Source organism: Roseibium album (assembly GCF_001404515.1).
In the GTDB taxonomy this organism is placed as follows: domain Bacteria; phylum Pseudomonadota; class Alphaproteobacteria; order Rhizobiales; family Stappiaceae; genus Roseibium; species Roseibium album.
Window position 1 is genome coordinate 705312 of sequence record NZ_CXWE01000002.1, and the last position, 16149, is coordinate 721460.

14 protein-coding genes are annotated in these 16149 nt (G+C 57.3%); 11 read left to right on the forward strand and 3 right to left on the reverse strand.

All coding sequences use genetic code 11. The features are described from left to right. Positions 1 to 15: 15 nt before the first annotated feature. From LA5095_RS08470 to LA5095_RS08485, 4 genes are all read left to right on the forward strand, one after another. Positions 16 to 657, forward strand: coding sequence for a thiamine phosphate synthase (locus LA5095_RS08470; RefSeq protein ID WP_055113856.1), 642 nt, complete (start codon positions 16 to 18; stop codon positions 655 to 657). 38 nt (positions 658 to 695) lie between these two features. Beyond that, positions 696 to 1802, forward strand: coding sequence for a tetratricopeptide repeat protein (locus LA5095_RS08475; RefSeq protein WP_055113858.1), 1107 nt, complete (start codon positions 696 to 698; stop codon positions 1800 to 1802). 160 nt (positions 1803 to 1962) lie between these two features. Further along, positions 1963 to 2526 (forward strand): elongation factor P, encoded by a 564-nt coding sequence (gene efp / locus LA5095_RS08480; RefSeq protein WP_055113860.1) that lies wholly within the window; start codon positions 1963 to 1965, stop codon positions 2524 to 2526. Between the two features lie 70 nt (positions 2527 to 2596). Then, positions 2597 to 3397, forward strand: a complete 801-nt coding sequence (locus LA5095_RS08485) for an inositol monophosphatase family protein (RefSeq protein WP_055113862.1) — start codon at positions 2597 to 2599, stop codon at positions 3395 to 3397. Between the two features lie 83 nt (positions 3398 to 3480). Here the strand turns inward: LA5095_RS08485 and LA5095_RS08490 are convergent, their stop codons facing one another. Then, positions 3481 to 4080, reverse strand: a complete 600-nt coding sequence (locus tag LA5095_RS08490; RefSeq protein ID WP_055113864.1) for a hypothetical protein — start codon at positions 4078 to 4080, stop codon at positions 3481 to 3483. Between the two features lie 347 nt (positions 4081 to 4427). On the opposite strand from LA5095_RS08490, the gene LA5095_RS08495 reads away from it, so the two are divergent. From LA5095_RS08495 to LA5095_RS08510, 4 genes are all read left to right on the forward strand, one after another. After that, a complete protein-coding gene (locus LA5095_RS08495; protein ID WP_055113866.1) occupies positions 4428 to 5315 on the forward strand; it encodes a phytanoyl-CoA dioxygenase family protein in 888 nt (295 codons plus the stop codon). 185 nt (positions 5316 to 5500) lie between these two features. After that, positions 5501 to 7168 carry an alpha/beta hydrolase gene (locus LA5095_RS08500; protein WP_055113868.1) on the forward strand — a complete coding sequence of 556 codons (1668 nt, stop codon included), beginning with the start codon at positions 5501 to 5503 and terminating at the stop codon, positions 7166 to 7168. A gap of 191 nt (positions 7169 to 7359) precedes the next feature. Beyond that, positions 7360 to 8349 carry a hypothetical protein gene (locus LA5095_RS08505; protein ID WP_055113870.1) on the forward strand — a complete coding sequence of 330 codons (990 nt, stop codon included), beginning with the start codon at positions 7360 to 7362 and terminating at the stop codon, positions 8347 to 8349. Between the two features lie 6 nt (positions 8350 to 8355). Then, the gene (locus tag LA5095_RS08510) at positions 8356 to 9390 is read left to right on the forward strand and encodes a peptidoglycan -binding protein (protein ID WP_055113872.1); all 1035 of its coding nucleotides are present in this window, start codon (positions 8356 to 8358) and stop codon (positions 9388 to 9390) included. A 76-nt stretch (positions 9391 to 9466) separates the two neighbouring features. Here the strand turns inward: LA5095_RS08510 and LA5095_RS08515 are convergent, their stop codons facing one another. Next, entirely contained in the window at positions 9467 to 10870 is a 1404-nt protein-coding gene (locus LA5095_RS08515; RefSeq protein ID WP_055404201.1) for a metallophosphoesterase, read from the reverse strand. A gap of 243 nt (positions 10871 to 11113) precedes the next feature. Here LA5095_RS08515 and LA5095_RS08520 point away from each other — a divergent pair, with 243 nt between their 5' ends. Continuing rightward, on the forward strand, positions 11114 to 12064 hold the full coding sequence (locus LA5095_RS08520; RefSeq protein ID WP_055113876.1) for an AEC family transporter: 951 nt from the start codon (positions 11114 to 11116) through the stop codon (positions 12062 to 12064). An 81-nt stretch (positions 12065 to 12145) separates the two neighbouring features. Continuing rightward, positions 12146 to 13798 (forward strand): tetratricopeptide repeat protein, encoded by a 1653-nt coding sequence (locus tag LA5095_RS08525; RefSeq protein WP_055113878.1) that lies wholly within the window; start codon positions 12146 to 12148, stop codon positions 13796 to 13798. A gap of 169 nt (positions 13799 to 13967) precedes the next feature. Here the strand turns inward: LA5095_RS08525 and LA5095_RS08530 are convergent, their stop codons facing one another. Continuing rightward, positions 13968 to 14912, reverse strand: a complete 945-nt coding sequence (locus LA5095_RS08530; RefSeq protein ID WP_055113880.1) for an AraC-like ligand-binding domain-containing protein — start codon at positions 14910 to 14912, stop codon at positions 13968 to 13970. Between the two features lie 165 nt (positions 14913 to 15077). Here LA5095_RS08530 and LA5095_RS08535 point away from each other — a divergent pair, with 165 nt between their 5' ends. Then, a complete protein-coding gene (locus tag LA5095_RS08535; protein ID WP_055113882.1) occupies positions 15078 to 16097 on the forward strand; it encodes a carbon-nitrogen hydrolase family protein in 1020 nt (339 codons plus the stop codon). Positions 16098 to 16149: the final 52 nt, after the last annotated feature.

The window sequence follows — 16149 nt, forward strand, 5'->3', positions numbered from 1 at the left end:
GTCAGGATCCCGAACGTGAATCGCCCGCGCCTCTTTCTTGTAACGCCTCCGGAATTCGACATCTCTGACATGGCGGCAAAGCTTGAACAGGCATTTGCCGGAGGTGATGTTGCATGCGTTCTGATCTATTTGCCAGGCGCCGGAACAAAGGCTGTTCAGGAAGCTGCTGAAAAACTGGTTCCGGTTATCCAGCAAGGGGGCGCAGCCGCTCTCGTCTACGGGGATACCCAGGCGGCAGGTCGCAGCGGTGCGGACGGGGTGCATGTCGACACCTCCCTGGAGGACATCAAGCTCGCCGTGGAAAGCTTCCAGCCGGAGCGGATCGTCGGAACAGGCGGAACCAAGCTCAAACACGATACGATGGAAGCGGCCGAAACCGGTGTTGACTACATTTTTTTCGGCAAGCTCAGCCTCGATGAAAAGGAAAAGGCTCACGACAAGACGCTCTCCGGCGCCTCATGGTGGGCAGAACTTTTCGAGACGCCCTGCGTCGCGATGGCAGGCAACTCGATGGAGACACTTGCAGAAGTGGCAAAGACAGGCGCGGATTTTGTTGCTCTGAAGGATGCCGTCTGGCAATCAGATGCAGATGTTTCCTCCGTGGTCGCCGAAGCCAATCGCATTCTTGAGGCCCATCCGTTTCCGGAAATGGAGTAATTTGCCGGGAGCCACCAACCAGGCAGGGAGTAGGATCGATGCCGACCAGAAGCGCCCGTCCTCACGACACATTGCGGACCATGTTCGTGGTAATCTGTGCGTTCCTGCTTGGGCAAACAGTCCTGAATGCATCCGCTCAGGAGGCAAATTTCGACGCGGTCAATGCCGACGAAAATGCGGCCGCCGAGCCTGCTCTCATCGATGTCACCACGCGGGACAAGACCCTCTTCAGCATCGTTGACGATGGGCCGCCGAAATTTGACGAGAGCGAAACCGTCACAGCCGAGACCGCCTATTCGGCCTTCCAGCGCGGATGGTTTCTGACCGCACTCGGATTGGCCACGCCACTTGCCGAACAGGGCGACAAGGCGGCTCAGGCCCTGCTTGGTGTCCTCCACGAGAAAGGTCTCGGCATCAGGCTGGACAAATCCAAGGCAGCTGACTGGTATTCCCTGGCCGCCGACGCGGGCGACAGCGGGTCCGCCATGCAACTGGCACAGTTCTACCTTCTCGGGACAGGCGTTGACGTTGACAAGGCCAAGGCGGCCGATCTTTTCGAACAGGCTGCCGGGGCAGGAAACGCGTCCGCGATCTACAACCTCGCGATCCTCTATCAGGAAGGTGAGGGACGCCCCTTCAACGAAGCCAAGGCCCGCGAACTTCTGGAAGAAGCAGCCGCCATGAACGATCCCGAAGCACAATATGCTCTCGGACTGTCCTTCATTGAATCGCAGACCGGTCTGAACGATCCGGGCCAGGGTGCCTTTTGGCTTGGTCGTGCCGCACGGCGCGGACACACGTCTGCTCAGGTCTACTATGGCATTCTTCGGCACCAGGGCAAAGGTGTGGATCCGGACGAGGCCGAGGCAGCCGACTGGTTCGAGCGGGCCGCGACGGCAGGCAACCCGGTCGCGATGAACCGGCTGGCCCGTATCTATGCCTACGGCCGCGGAAGAGAGCAGGATTTTGCAGCAGCAGCAGGCTGGCATCTTGCTGCCCGCACCAACGGTGTTCCCGACCACAATCTCGACAGGATCGTCGAAACACTCGACGAAAAGACCATGGAAGACGCCCGCAAACTGGCGGAACAGCACGCAGCGACACTCATGGCACCGACGGAAGATCCAGCAGCTGAATCGCCATAAAATCCACTCCGAGCCGGTCAATCGGAGGAGAATTTGCCTTTTTTCCTTGAAACAGCCCGGCTTTTGTGGTGGACAGGCGCGAGCAATTTCTGGCGCCTCGGCTTGAATGCCGGGGACCGCTCTGCTCCAGATCCTAACAATTGATAAAATCGGTCGTTCCATGAAAATCAACGGTAACGAAATCAAGCCTGGTAACGTGCTGCAGCATCAGGACACGCTCTGGGCTGTCGTCAAGGTTCAGCACGTGAAGCCTGGCAAGGGCGGTGCGTTCGCACAGGTCGAGATGAAGAACCTGCTCGACGGCCGCAAACTCAACGAGCGGTTCCGCTCTGAAGACAAGGTCGAGCGCGTCCGCCTCGAGCAAAAGGACTTTCAGTACCTTTACACTCAGGACGACATGCTGATTTTCATGGACACGGAAACCTACGAGCAGCTGGAACTGCAATCGGAATTTGTCGGCGACCGTGCCGCTTTCCTGCAGGATGGCATGATGGTGACAGTGGAGCTGCATGAAGAACGCCCGATCGGGATCACGTTGCCGCAGCATGTCACGCTTGAAATCAGCGAAGCGGATGCGGTTGTAAAGGGACAGACGCAATCGTCTTCCTACAAGCCGGCCCTGATGGAAAACGGTGTCCGTGTCATGGTGCCCCCCTTCATTACTGCCGGTGAGCGGATCATCGTCGATACCGGCACGCTGGAATATGTTCGCCGCGCCGAATAAAGCCGGACATTGAACAAGAAGACCTGGTGCGCCCGGAACCCGGGCAGCGCCCAACAACAAGTGACAATCTATGGCCCGCACAGCACTCCTCAACGTGATGGTTCAAGCCGCGATCAAGGCCGGACGCAGTCTGGTCCGCGATTTCGGTGAAGTGGAAAATCTTCAGGTCTCCCGCAAGGGACCAGGTGATTTCGTATCGGCTGCCGACCGCCGTGCGGAGGATATCCTGCGTGGCGAACTCTCCAGGGCACGCCCGACCTTCGGGCTGGTGATGGAAGAAAGCGGTGTTGTCGAAGGCTCCGACGGCCAGCATTGCTGGCACATTGACCCGCTCGACGGTACTACGAATTTCCTGCACGGCATTCCGATTTTCGCCACGTCTATTGCGCTTGAACGAGCTGGTGAGATCGTCGCCGGTGTCATTTTCAATCCGGTGATGGATGAACTCTACACGGCAGAGCGAGGCCGGGGCGCCTATTTGAATGATCGCCGGTTGCGGGTTGCAGGTCGCACGGAATTGCCGGAAATGCTGATCGGTACCGGCATGCCGTTCATCGGACATGGCGATCACGGCCGCGCCCTCCGTGAGCTGCGCTATGTCATGCCTGAGGTCTCCGGCGTCCGTCGTGCCGGTGCCGCCGCTCTCGATCTTGCCTGGACCGCTTCCGGACGGCTCGACGCCTACTGGGAGCATAATCTGAATTCCTGGGACATCGCGGCCGGAATTCTGATGGTGCGCGAAGCCGGTGGTTTTGTCAGCGACCTTCAAGGCAAGAACAAGATGCTGGAATCAGGCGACGTACTGGTTGGTAACGAATACGCCCACAGGCACCTGCTCCGCCTTCTGAAACAGGCCGAAGACGCAGCTTAGGTTGAACGAGGTTTCATTCAGGTTTGAAACAGCCTTCCGCCGTCATGAACCGTTGACCGCGGATCCACAAATTTTCCCTGGTATCAGGCAGGAACGGCGATCCGCGACAGGTTGACGACATGCTGACCACCGCCGTTTCCGCGGGCATCGACTTCCAGTGAAAGATATTGGCCGGTCCTGTACCTCGATGCCTTGGTCAGCACCTCGAAAAAGGTTGTGCCCTGAGGTTCGGTCAGGAAAGTGTTGAATTCGAACCCTCCGCTTCCGCTATAAAACCCTGTCAATGTTTCGGCGCCAAGGCTTTGGCTCTTGTCCAGTACATACATTTCGACCGGGAATGCGGTCTTTGGAAAACCGCTGATATTGACGATTTCAACATTGACCAACTGGCTGCCCTTTTTCTGTGGCCCGGTGCCGGGAAAAAAAGTCATGTCGCGGAACCGGTACGCAAAAATCAGCGTTTTGGTATTGTCGGATCGAACCACTCGACTTTGAACGGCACCTGTGATCCGGCCGCCTGACCCGGTCGGACCGTTGGTACCATTCGGCGGCGTATGACTTCCCGCATCGAAGGGGATGACTTCGTCATAGATCACCGTACCGCCAAGGTCCGTGCGGCTCACATCCTTCACATGAAGGACGTCATAGCCTTCGAAGTCATAGTCGGTCTGTGCGGGTCGCAAAGTAGTGTTGAAGGGAAAATTGCCCGACTAGCAACCGCCAAGCGCCAGCACTCCGAGAAGAAATTTTCTGCGCTGCATATCAATCAATCCTGAAACACTTGAACATATGTACAGACGGCAATGATTGTCTGTTTCGCGTGAAAGCCACAGTTTCCACTCGTGTGGGCAGAACTTCAAGCTACAACTCAAGACAGCGTATGGTTAGGCGATAGTCGATTGATACGAATCTCAGGAGAATTCGTACGGGCAAGGCGCAATGCCGTTGAAACAGCGGGAGCATGTGGCTGGACGTTAGAAATTGACAGCTGAATTCACGCGCCCCAATCTGTCGCAAAGGAGCAAGACACATGCCGGAAATTCTGTCCGATGCCCAGATCGCGTCTTATCGTGAAACAGGATACCTGGTTCTGGAACGCCATCTTCCGGAGACTGTCTTGGCGGAAATTCGCGCCGAGATCAGCCGGTTCGAGACCGAAGCGCGCGGCATGACCGCTTCCAATGACCGTCTGGACCTTGAAGACACTCACACCCCGGACCGGCCGCGCCTGAGACGCATAAAGTTGCCCCACAAAATCAGCGACGTCGTGCGTGAATTGATGTTTTCGGACCTAATTCTGGCCCCCGCCCGGGACCTGATCGGGCCTGATCTCAGGCTGCATACGACAAAACTCAACATGAAGTCGGCCGGTTACGGCGCTGCTGTCGAATGGCATCAGGACTATGCCTTCTATCCGCACACCAATGATGACATCCTGGCCATCGGCGTCATTATCGACGATATGGAAAGCGAGAACGGCCCGCTGAAAGTCTATCCCGGAAGCCACAGGGGACCTGTCCATGACCACCATGTCAACGGTGTTTTCGCCGGCGCGTTCATCCCTGAGGAAGTCGGGTTGAACCCGTCCGATGCAGTCGAATTGAAAGGACCGGCGGGGTCGATTTCGATTCATCACGGGCGGATCATCCACGGTTCGGCATTGAACACATCCGAACGCTCGCGGCGCATTCTGTTCTACGAAATGATGGCCGCTGACGCATTTCCCATAGTGGGTTCAATGACCAAATGGGACGGGATTGAAGATTACGACACACGGATGCTTTGCGGTGAACCAACGCTCCAGCCGCGTCTCAAGGACATCCCGATCCGCATCCCGCAGCCTCAGCCCGATGTGCCGATCTCTATCTATGAAATCCAGAAAGGGCTGAAAAAGCGTGCGTTCGACACCTGCAAGTGATGACCCGCATTGGCCACGAGACAAAAGGAAAAGGCTGTCGCGTCAGGCACCAGATCAATACAAACGATCCAGGAACCGACAGCCTGACCTAGGTGATCCTGACCGCGAGAAGAGGTTTCCGCGATGAAAGCATCAATCAATCGAGCACCTGCCACTGCAACACCAAGCGTAGGGAAGTGAGTGCAATGCATTGGGTTCGCTCACTGATTACGGGGATTTCCATTCCCTGCCTCATGCTCGGTCTTTTGTTTTTCATTGCCTCACTCACCCCCTCCCTCATCCCTCGCGGTCCATTTGTACAAGGTGTGCTCGGGGGAATAGTCATCGCTATCGGTTATTTGCTGGGCAAGATCATCGACCTGATATGGCGGGCGGCGGATCTGCCGCGTTTGCGCGGCAGATCGGCTCTTATTGGCAATATCCTGCTGGCCGCCACGGTGATCTTCCTTGCGGTTTGGACGACGACATCCAGTCTCAAATGGCAAAACGAGCTGCGGAGCAAGATGGGGCTTGAACCTGCGGAAGCCCAGCATCTGGCAACCATCCTGATTTGCGCCGCAGCGACGTTCGCGGTTGCGTATGTAATCGGCGCGGTGGTCGCAACCCTGTTCCGATGGATCCGGTCCCGCTTCTATCGTTTCATGCCCGCCCGGCGTGCAAATGTCCTCGGCGTGGTAACGGTTGTCCTGCTTCTGTTCGTCGTCTCACGCAACGGTATTCTGGATCAGGTTGTGACCGGGCTCGACGAGAGCTACGAGGCAGCACAAAAGCTTTTCGATTCCGCCCCACCACCACCTGCAGACCCGAACCGGACCGGCTCATCGGCTTCGTTTATCGACTGGCGAGCCATGGGACAGCCCGGCAGGGACTTTGTGACCTCGGGACCGGATGCCGAGGCAATTTCGGCTTTCACCGGTAAGCCGGCCCTCGACCCGATCCGGGTTTATGTCGGCCGCGCAGACGGTGATACGCCCAACGAACGCGCAGAACTTGCGCTGGCAGAACTCAAACGGCTCAACGCATTCGAGCGCGAGGTATTGATCGTCACAAGTCCGACCGGAACCGGTTGGATGGATCCGGGATCGCACGATCCTCTCGAATACATGCATGGTGGCGATATCGCGACTGTGAGCGCACAGTATTCCTATTTGCAATCACCGCTTGCTTTGATCCTTGAAACCCGCGCTGGACTTGATCAGGCGACCGCCCTTTTGAAGATCGTGCACAAATACTGGAAAACGCTGCCTGAGGACGACCGCCCCAGGCTCTATGCACATGGCCTGAGCCTTGGCGCGTGGTCCTCAATGTATGCGACCAACCTGTTCCGGCTCGTTGACGATCCGATAAACGGTGCCTTCTGGGCGGGTCCACCATTTCCGTCCGACCTTTGGCATTACGTGCAAAATGCGCGGCAACCCAGCAGCCCCTGGATGTTGCCGACGATCGGCGAAGGATCCCTTGTCCGCTACGCGTCGCACTATGCGGATGCGTCTAAAGCCGAAGCCGGATGGGGCCGGATGCGCATTGTGTTCCTGCAATATTCAAGTGACCCCATTGTATTTTACGATCCGTTGTCGCTGTGGCGCGCACCTCCTTGGATGAATGACCCGCCAGCCGAAGATGTATCAGACCATCTGACCTTCATCCCGATTGTCACCCAGTTTCAACTCGCCCTGGACATGGCACTGGCATTCGGCGCGCCGGCTGGCCACGGCCATGCATATTATGCACAGGACTACATCGTCCCGTGGGTGCAGGTGACTGATCCTGAGGGCTGGACCGCCGAGGACACCGAACGACTGAAGGCTCATTGTGATCTGGGATTCCAGAAGGGATGTTCCAACGGGAGATGATGCTGGAACCGAAGGTCCCGCTTCAGACGGTTTTGCCGCGCCAACCCCGCGTCCCTGGCGGTGCTCGCAAGCGCCCTGCACTTCAGGCTTTCCAGACATAATTACCCCTTGACCGCGATAAGAGGTTTCCAAGGTGTTAAAAATCACGCTATCAATTACTTACCTCTGCAACAGGTGATTGATTGCGAAATATGGCCCGTGAATTTGACCCCTATAGTCTGTCCAGCCCGAAGGCATATCTGACCTTCATGATCATCTTTCTGGTGATCGTCGCCTTCATCGCATTCATCCTGTTTCCGCAAATTTCAACCGCCTTCGTAAGCAACCCCGGCCTCAATGGCCTGATCGTTCTGGTTGGCGTTTTCGGCGTCCTTCTCCTGTTTGGCAGGGTTATCCGGCTGTTTCCGGAAATTTCCTGGGTCAACAGTTTCCGGATGGGCGATCCTGCGCTGGATACCCGCTCGCCCGTTCTGCTGGCCCCGATGGCTGCACTCCTTGGCAACAAGGCTGGCGACATGGCCCTGACGCCGACAACGGCAAGGTCGATCCTCGATTCCATCGGCATGCGCCTCGAGGAATCCCGCGAAATGTCGCGCTACCTGACAGGCCTGCTTGTTTTCCTAGGACTTCTCGGCACCTTCTGGGGCTTGCTCCAGACCGTGAGCTCGGTCGGCGCGACGATCCAGTCGCTCGACGTCGGCTCCGGTGACGCCAATGTCATCTTTGAGGACCTGAAGGCCGGCCTGGAAGCACCGCTCTCCGGAATGGGCACGGCGTTTTCGTCCTCGCTCTTCGGCCTCACCGGGTCTCTCGTTCTTGGCTTTCTGGATCTTCAGGCCGGTCAGGCCCAGAACCGGTTTTACAACGAATTGGAAGACTGGCTTTCCACGGTCACTGACATCGATCCGGAAGACGGCGTCTTCAACGCACCGGACGCACCGGGTGTCGAGCAGATCCAGTCCTCGATCCAGTCACTGCAGAAAAGCATCGAGGACGGCGGCAGCAAGAACGCCGCCCAGGCCATGGCCAATCTTGCCGAAGGAATCCAGGGACTGGTCAAGCATGTGCGCTCCGAACAGCAGATGATGCGGGACTGGGCAGAAGCCCAGGGGGAACAGCAGAAACGGATCGAGGGATTGCTGACCTCCATTTCCGCCGCATTTGATCGCGCGAAGGAGTAACGACCCATGGCCGGAGGACTGCGCGCCCGCCGCCGCGCCCAGACAACGGACTACTGGCCGGGCTTCGTCGATGCGATGGCGACCCTCCTTCTCGTCATTATTTTCCTGCTGTCGATTTTCATGATCGCGCAATTCTTCCTGTCGCAGCAGCTGTCGGGTCGCGACACGGTCCTGAACCGGCTGAATACACAGATCAGCGAACTGACAGAGTTGCTGGCGCTGGAACGCGCATCGTCCGGTGAACTTGAAGATACGATCCTCGGCCTGCAGGCGAGCCTGTCCGACGCCGAAGCGGAACAGTCCCGACTGTTAGGCCTCCTCGACAGCAGTTCCGGCGCAGCCGATGCAGCCGGTGGGCGCGCCGCCCGGCTGGAAAACCTCCTTGATGACGAACGTCAGGTCAGCCAGGAAGCCCTTGCCCAGGTCGAGTTGCTCAATCAGCAGATTGCAGCTCTTCGCCGCCAGATCGCAGCCGCCAATGCCGCGCTCGAAGCCTCCGAAGCCAAGGAAGAGGAAAGCCAGGCGAAGATCGCAAGTCTCGGCCGCCGTCTCAACGCTGCGCTCGTCCAGCGCGTGCAGGAACTGTCGCGTTACCGGTCCGACTTTTTTGGCCGCCTGCGTGAGATCCTGTCCCAGAGATCCGATATTTCCGTCGTTGGCGACCGGTTCGTGTTCCAGTCCGAAGTCCTGTTCGATTCCGGCTCCGAAGACATCAATCCAGCCGGTGAGCAGGAACTCGAGAAGCTCGCCGAGGCGATTCAGGAGCTCAGTGCTCAGATCCCCGACGAAATCAACTGGGTTCTGCGCGTCGATGGCCATACAGACGCCCGCCCGCTCTCCGGCGCGGGACGCCTGCGCAACAACTGGGAACTCTCCGCGGCCCGCGCAATTTCAGTTGTTCGGTATCTCATTGAAAAAGGCGTCGAACCCAAGCGTCTGGTTGCCGCCGGTTTCGGAGAATTCCAGCCGCTGGAAGAAGGCGAGACCCCTGACGCGCTTGCAAAGAACCGCCGGATCGAGCTGAAGCTGACCGAACGATGACGAGCAGCTGCCCAGCCGGAAGAAACCGGTTCCGGAATTCTGCAGCCTGCGTTGTTTTGCCCGCCCGTTTCCGCCGTCAGTCTTCCGTGCAATAGCAATCCGCATATGCCTGTTTCGTCACTGCGGTCTGTGCACACGAAAAAGCGCGAAAATTCGAAATGTCGATCGGGTTGGTCGTTCCGGCCGATACGGCATAATATCGGGTAAACAGAGATTTCGCCGCATCGTCGGATTTGATCTTCTGAGCTGTCTTCATAAGGCTTCCCGCCGTCATGTCAGGCACGGCGAAGGCGGCAGCAAAAGAATATTCCAGTGCCCAATTTGCGGCTTTGCCAGCCTGTGTCGCCGCAAGATTGGTCAGATACCAGGTCGCAGCATCGAGAATTGTCCCGTCCTTGCGATCGTACAGATACGCCGTGAAGGCGGGATTGTTCCCAAAAACCGGGCTGACGGATGGGGAAATGTGAGCAGCAATCGCCGGCTGATTATCCTTGTCCCTGAGGATGACAAAGCTGTCCATGTGGGTGTGACCGGAGAAGGTGAATTTCACCACGTCCGGATATTTCTGCATCAGCGCAATGAAGCCGTTCGAATATTCCTCTTTCCAGTAGGGCGTAATCCGGTCCGGGCACTTTCCGCCCTGATCCGAAGTTGAGTAAGCGTTTATTCCGGGAGGAACATGCATGATGATTTGTGCGTTCCGTCCGCTCGCGTGCGCCTGCATAAGTTCACGCTCGAGCCAAGACATCATTGTCCTGCCAGGATTGCCTCCCTTCGGTTCACAGCGGTCGTCATACTTGATGGACCAGAATATGTCGTTCAAAACAATGATGTCGTGTGACGGCACGGTCGGATGGGCCACCTTGTAGTAGCCACCTGCGTCAAAATTCTCGAACGCGCCCGGCTGCCCGCTCAGTCCTTGCCATTGACGCTTCAAACCGGCGGTAAAGTCGCTCCCGGGTGCGATCATGTAATCTCCGCAAACCGCATCCGTGTTTCCGAGGGCACCAAAAATTGGCACGTGCGGAAAATGACTTTCAAGTGCCTTGGAAACAAATCGGGCGGTTTTGATCGAAAAACTGTCCAGGCCTTTTGCACCCGGACCGGCATGGCGGCGGTAGTTCCGGCCGAACCCGTGGCTCAGGTAGTCACCGGTGTAAAGCACATAGTCAAAAGCTATCCCGGTTTTCGCAGCCGCACGAAGCGCCGAATGGGTCAGGGGATACCCCGCGTCCGAGCCATAGCCCTGAAACTTCTGTCCCGATCCTTGCGCAAAGATATGCGGCCAGTCTGTTGCCGGACTCCGATCAAGTTCCGGGACAAGGGAGGGCGTTGTGAACGGATCGAAGTGAATGTCGGTCACAATCAGGAAGACACCCTGATTTTCCCCGATTTCAAATGGCGGATTGGCAACAGTTTCAGCGGAAAGAGTGCCAGCCGATCCAATGGCAATGAGGGCAGCGACAATTTTGCTGTGCAACCGCGGAATCCTGCAACATGCCATTCTTCAACTCCTTTGGATGCGCTTGCATTGACCTGCATACCCAGACATTGGACAGCAACGGACTACGACATCACGACCGGCTGCCCACATTTCAGTGCGTTTTTGAATACCTATAAGCATGGCCAATTCATACGATGTTTTCTATTGTAAATCGTCGTCGCATTTGCATTAATTTACATTAGTAAAATTGATTATTTCATTTTGAGGAGAGCACTGAACGTGTCTGTATTCGACAAGACACTGGAGCAGTTTCTTGTACTAATCTGCTTGAGTGGCCTGGCAATTATTCTGCGGGGCCGCGGATCAATACTAAAGCAAGAACAAGACGTATTTGCTCGGCTTGTTACCGAGTTTGCACTCCCTTCGCTGATATTTTGCACAATCAGCCTCGAACCGTTCACAGTCAGCCGACTCCTCCCCGCCTTGTCGATGTTTGTTTCGATTGCCGTCGTGATGCTGGTGGCATGGTTGATCGGACGCGCCATGAGACTTAGTCGGCCTGTGCTCGGGTCACTGATCCTCGTCGCAGGTGTTGGCAGTTCCTCGACGCTTGGCTACTCGATCATTCGCAACGTCTTCAACAACAACCACGAAGTGATGAACCAGGTTGTGACAATGGGCGAATTCGGCGTCGTGCTGCCGCTTTTTACTTTCGGCATCATGATCGCCATTTATTTCGGCCGCAAGGAAGATGATGAGGTCAGTTTCGGTGCATCTTTTGTCAGGTTTTTCCGCTCACCGATCTTCCTTGCCACGGTCCTGGGGATCGTATTCTCACATATGGGCTTCGATCAGAATGCCTGGTTGATGAAGTTCCTATATTCCCTGCTCAAGGTCATCGCCTCGTCTCTGGATGTCCTGGTGGCCTTTGCTGTTGGTCTGATGCTTCGGCCAATTGATTTCAAGAAACTTGTCCCCCTCATTGCCGTTGTCGTCGGCCTGAAACTCGTGCTTGAACCGACCCTGGCACTGACTATCGCGGACGCGCTCAGTCTGCCGAAGATCAATCGCGAATTGCTGGTCATCGAAGCGGCTATGCCATCGGGAACGATTGCTGCAGTCCTGGCGGTCCGCTATGGATGCGACGGCGCTGTGGCATCAACGCTCGTGGTCGCGACATATCTTCTAAGTCTCATTGCCCTGCCGCTGGTATTGACCTTCGTCATGTAGGATTTGCATGCAAAACAGGATTCAAGCGCTGGAAAATACTAAGATACGCAACGTAACGCGCATAAAGAAGTGAGGTCTGGAATGTCCGAATACTACGATCTTGGCACGTTTTCCTGGCAGGTTTCCGTCAGCAACCCCGAAGCGCAGGTCTGGTTCGATCGTGGCCTCATATGGTGTTTCGGATACAATCATGAAGCAGCAATCGCCTGCTTTGAAAAGGCACTTGAGCTAGATCCTGATTGCGCCATGGCGCATTGGGGCATCGCCTATGCGGTCGGACCCAATTACAACATGCCCTGGGTCCTGTTCGATCCGGAAGCCAAGGGCCAGGCGCTCGCGCGTGCATATGACGAGAGCCGGGCAGCCTGCGCCGGCAACCTGTCCCCAGTCGAAAGGGAATTGGCCGAAGCGTTGACGGCACGCTACCCCCAGCGCGAACCGATCGAGGACCAGAGAGGCTGGGACAGGGATTTTGCGGACGCAATGCGTAGGGTTCATGCCGCGCATCCTGACGACCTGAATGTCAGGTCGTTCTTTGTCGAAGCCATCATGAACCTGACCCCCTGGAAAATGTGGGATCTGGCCTCGGGGAGTATCGCGGAAGGCGCCGGTACAGCCGAGGCAATGAATGTTCTGGAAAGTGCATTTGCCGAAATTCCGGCATCCTGGGAGCACCCGGGCCTGTTGCACTTTTATGTCCACTTGATGGAAATGTCACCGTTTCCGCAACGGGCGTTGCGTGCCGGTGATCAACTGCGGGAGCTGGTACCCGATGCAGGCCACTTGATCCACATGCCGACCCATATCGACGTGCTTTGCGGACAATACAGCAATGTTCTGCACTGGAATCAGAAAGCGATCGAGGCCGACCGTAAATATCTTGAGCTGGAAGGGCCGATGAATTTCTACTCGGCCTACCGGATCCACAATTATCACTTTGCCATTTTCGGCGCGATGTTCCTGGGTCAGTTAGAACCTGCCATGAGCGCTGCAGAGGAACTGATCAGAACCGTACCGGAAGAACTCTTGCGAACACCTTCTCCACCCATGGCGGACTATCTGGAAGGTTACCTGGCAATGAAACAGCACGTACTTGTGCGTTTCGGAAAGTGGCAGGAGATCATCGATCAGGAACTGCCCGCCGACGCCGACCTTTACAGCTGCACCACAGCAATGACCTGTTACGCCAAGGGCGTCGCGCACTCCGCATTGGGCCAGATTCCGGAAGCTGAAGCCGCGCGCGCCCTCTTTCTGGAGGCAAAGGCACGCGTCCCCGATACCCGCCTTGTTCACAACAATACCTTTCAGGATTTGCTGGCCATTGCCGAAGCAATGCTGGATGGAGAGCTCGAGTACCGACGGGGCAATCATGAGGAGGCGTTCGCCCATCTGCGCCGGTCAGTCGCGCTTGACGACGCGTTGCCTTATGACGAACCCTGGGGCTGGATGCAGCCTACCCGTCACGCATTGGGCGCTCTGTTGCTTGAACAGGGACAGGTTGAAGAGGCGGAAGCGGTCTACAGGGCTGACCTCGGCCTGGATGGCGAGCTCAGCCGTGCCTGCCAACATCCAGACAATCCCTGGAGCCTGCATGGCCTGTATGAGTGCCTGAAGCGCCGCGGGGATACCGTGGAAGTAACCCTTGTCGCGCAGAGGCTGGAAATTGCAGCAGCCCGCGCGGATGTGCCGATCACCGCATCCTGTTTCTGCCGGAGAACACACTCCCCGCAATAACGCTGAAGCACTCTCGCAATACGGCTGGTAAGACAGCTGCAGGCGCTTGATGGGCAAAGACATGCCTTTCCGGCAGGAACAGCTGCGTACAATCCGGGCAAGGTTCCGCCTTGTGACGCCTCGCTCCCGGTGCCTCCGGGCGTGAAGCACCGTGGTTCTGGCTGATCCTTTATCCGTGTGAGCGATAATCCCGGGGGGCCGTTCCGAAGCGCGTTTTGAACATTCGCGTCAGGCTCTGCTGGTTCTCGATACCCCATCTGAAGGCAATGTCGCTGATCGACTGGCGGGCATAGCGGGCGTCCCTGAGATCGGCGGCGATCCGGCTCAGCCGCATGTCGCGGATCGTCGATGCTATCGACCTCTGGTCACTTTGATAGATTTCTGACAGGCGGCGCAGCGAAAGCCCCAATTCCGCAGCGAGTGAACGGCGGTCGAAGTCGGGCCGGTGCAGGTTGGAACGTATTGTGGCATCCGCGCGCAGCAGGAGTTGCTGTTCCGGCTTGGAGAGCTCGTATTTCGTTTCCTGAAGCGACGCGAGGCCGGTTACGAAAAGGTCGACAACCGTTTCCTGGAGGGATTGTTTCACGGCATCCGGAGACTGGTCGATGGCACTGACAAGTCTGACAGCGCTGTCATTGATGATGCCGCCCAGCACGCTGCGCCCGGAAACACCGATGCCGGTGAGAAGATCCGCCTTGGGCAGACGGTTGAGCAGGTCTTCCCGCGGGATCTGCACGACCAGTTGCCGGAACCCATCCGGCAGTTCGAGCCTGTAGCGATCGACACTGCTGTAAAGCGCGAAGTCACCCGGCTGAAGGCTGGCTTCGCGGTCATGCTGGCTGACACTCCCTTCCCGCCGCATCTGCAGGCTGATCAGGAAACTCTCCTCGCCCGCACGCGCAATGTCCTTCCGTCTGCGTCGGACTGACTGCTGGCTGCCCGAGACAAAGGACGCCGACAGACGGGACAACCGGTTGAGGACGATCTCGCCGTCAAATTCATCCGGGTGGGAACACTCGCAATCGAGGTGGACATAGGCATCGCAGACGGCTTCCCGCCAGAAGGCAAAGCGTTCAACTTGCCGGACGCTGTTGGTGCTCAGCAATATCGCCATCTGTGACGACCTCCTTGGACGATACGACTAGCACAGACCGCCCGATTTGCGAAGTTCTCCGGCCAATCCGCCCAAAAAGCCGCCTTTTTCCGCACCGAATGCGAAGAGCTCCGAAAGCAACCATGCCACGCTTGCGGACGATCACACTGCTCTGGAGGAAGCATCATGACAGCACCATTCAAGGCGGCGGCCGTTCAGGCGTCTCCGGTCTTTCTCGACCTGGACGCAAGCGTCGACAAGGCCATCAGCCTGATCGAGGAGGCAGCCGCAAAGGGCGTCAAGCTCATCGCATTCCCCGAGACCTACCTGCCGGGCTACCCCTGGTATATCTGGCTCGATGCAACGGCCATGTACATGCCACTCGTCCCCCGCTACGTCGCCAACTCCATTCAGGAAGGCAGTGTGCAGGACAAACGCCTGGCCCAGGCGGCGAAGGACAACGACATGCATGTCGTCATGGGTCTTTCCTGGAACGTCAACGGGACGCTCTACATGGGCCAATGGCACTATGGTCCGGATGGTGAGATGATTTCGCGGCGGCGCAAGTTGAAACCCACCCATGTGGAACGCACGGTGTTCGGCGAAGGTGACGGCAGCGACATGTCGGTTCACGACACAGACCTTGGCCGGGTCGGCGCACTCTGCTGCTGGGAACATATCCAACCTCTCAACAAGTACGCTATGTATTCGCAAAACGAGCAGATCCATGTCGCTGCCTGGCCGAGCTTTTCGCTCTACGAAGGCGGTGCCTACGCCCTTGGACCTGAAGTCAACGAAGCCGCAAGCAGGATCTACGCTGTCGAAGGCCAGTGTTTCGTCCTTGCGGCCTGCGCCACCGTCTCCGACGAAATGGTTGAATTCCTGTGCGACACGCCGGTGAAGCAGCAACTGCTCAAGAAGGGCGGCGGCCACGCGCGCATCTTCGGCCCGGATGGTTCTCCGCTCGGCGAAAACCTCGCACCCGATGAAGAAGGCCTGGTCATTGCCGAAATCGATCTCAACATGATCGCGATAGGCAAAGCCGCTGCTGACCCTTGCGGTCATTATTCCAGACCGGATGTGTTCCGGCTGATGTTCAACAGGAAACCGAGTCCGCCGGTCATGGCGTTCGACAATGAGGCGGCTCGCTCGGTGGAAATGACCGAGGCCGACGAAGATCGGCTATCCAAATCCGCCGCCGAGTAGACGTCCACATGAACCTGAGCGTGCGGAAACGTTCCGCGCGCTCCATTGCTTC

Excerpts from the sequence above, each read along its gene's own strand:
- LA5095_RS08475 (WP_055113858.1), top strand. The coding sequence starts at position 696 with ATGCCGACCAGAAGCGCCCGTCCTCACGACACATTGCGGACCATGTTC.
- efp (WP_055113860.1), top strand. The coding sequence starts at position 1,963 with ATGAAAATCAACGGTAACGAAATCAAGCCTGGTAACGTGCTGCAGCAT.
- LA5095_RS08485 (WP_055113862.1), top strand. The coding sequence starts at position 2,597 with ATGGCCCGCACAGCACTCCTCAACGTGATGGTTCAAGCCGCGATCAAG.
- LA5095_RS08495 (WP_055113866.1), top strand. The coding sequence starts at position 4,428 with ATGCCGGAAATTCTGTCCGATGCCCAGATCGCGTCTTATCGTGAAACA.
- LA5095_RS08500 (WP_055113868.1), top strand. The coding sequence starts at position 5,501 with ATGCATTGGGTTCGCTCACTGATTACGGGGATTTCCATTCCCTGCCTC.
- LA5095_RS08505 (WP_055113870.1), top strand. The coding sequence starts at position 7,360 with ATGGCCCGTGAATTTGACCCCTATAGTCTGTCCAGCCCGAAGGCATAT.
- LA5095_RS08510 (WP_055113872.1), top strand. The coding sequence starts at position 8,356 with ATGGCCGGAGGACTGCGCGCCCGCCGCCGCGCCCAGACAACGGACTAC.
- LA5095_RS08525 (WP_055113878.1), top strand. The coding sequence starts at position 12,146 with ATGTCCGAATACTACGATCTTGGCACGTTTTCCTGGCAGGTTTCCGTC.
- LA5095_RS08530 (WP_055113880.1), bottom strand. The coding sequence starts at position 14,912 with ATGGCGATATTGCTGAGCACCAACAGCGTCCGGCAAGTTGAACGCTTT.
- LA5095_RS08535 (WP_055113882.1), top strand. The coding sequence starts at position 15,078 with ATGACAGCACCATTCAAGGCGGCGGCCGTTCAGGCGTCTCCGGTCTTT.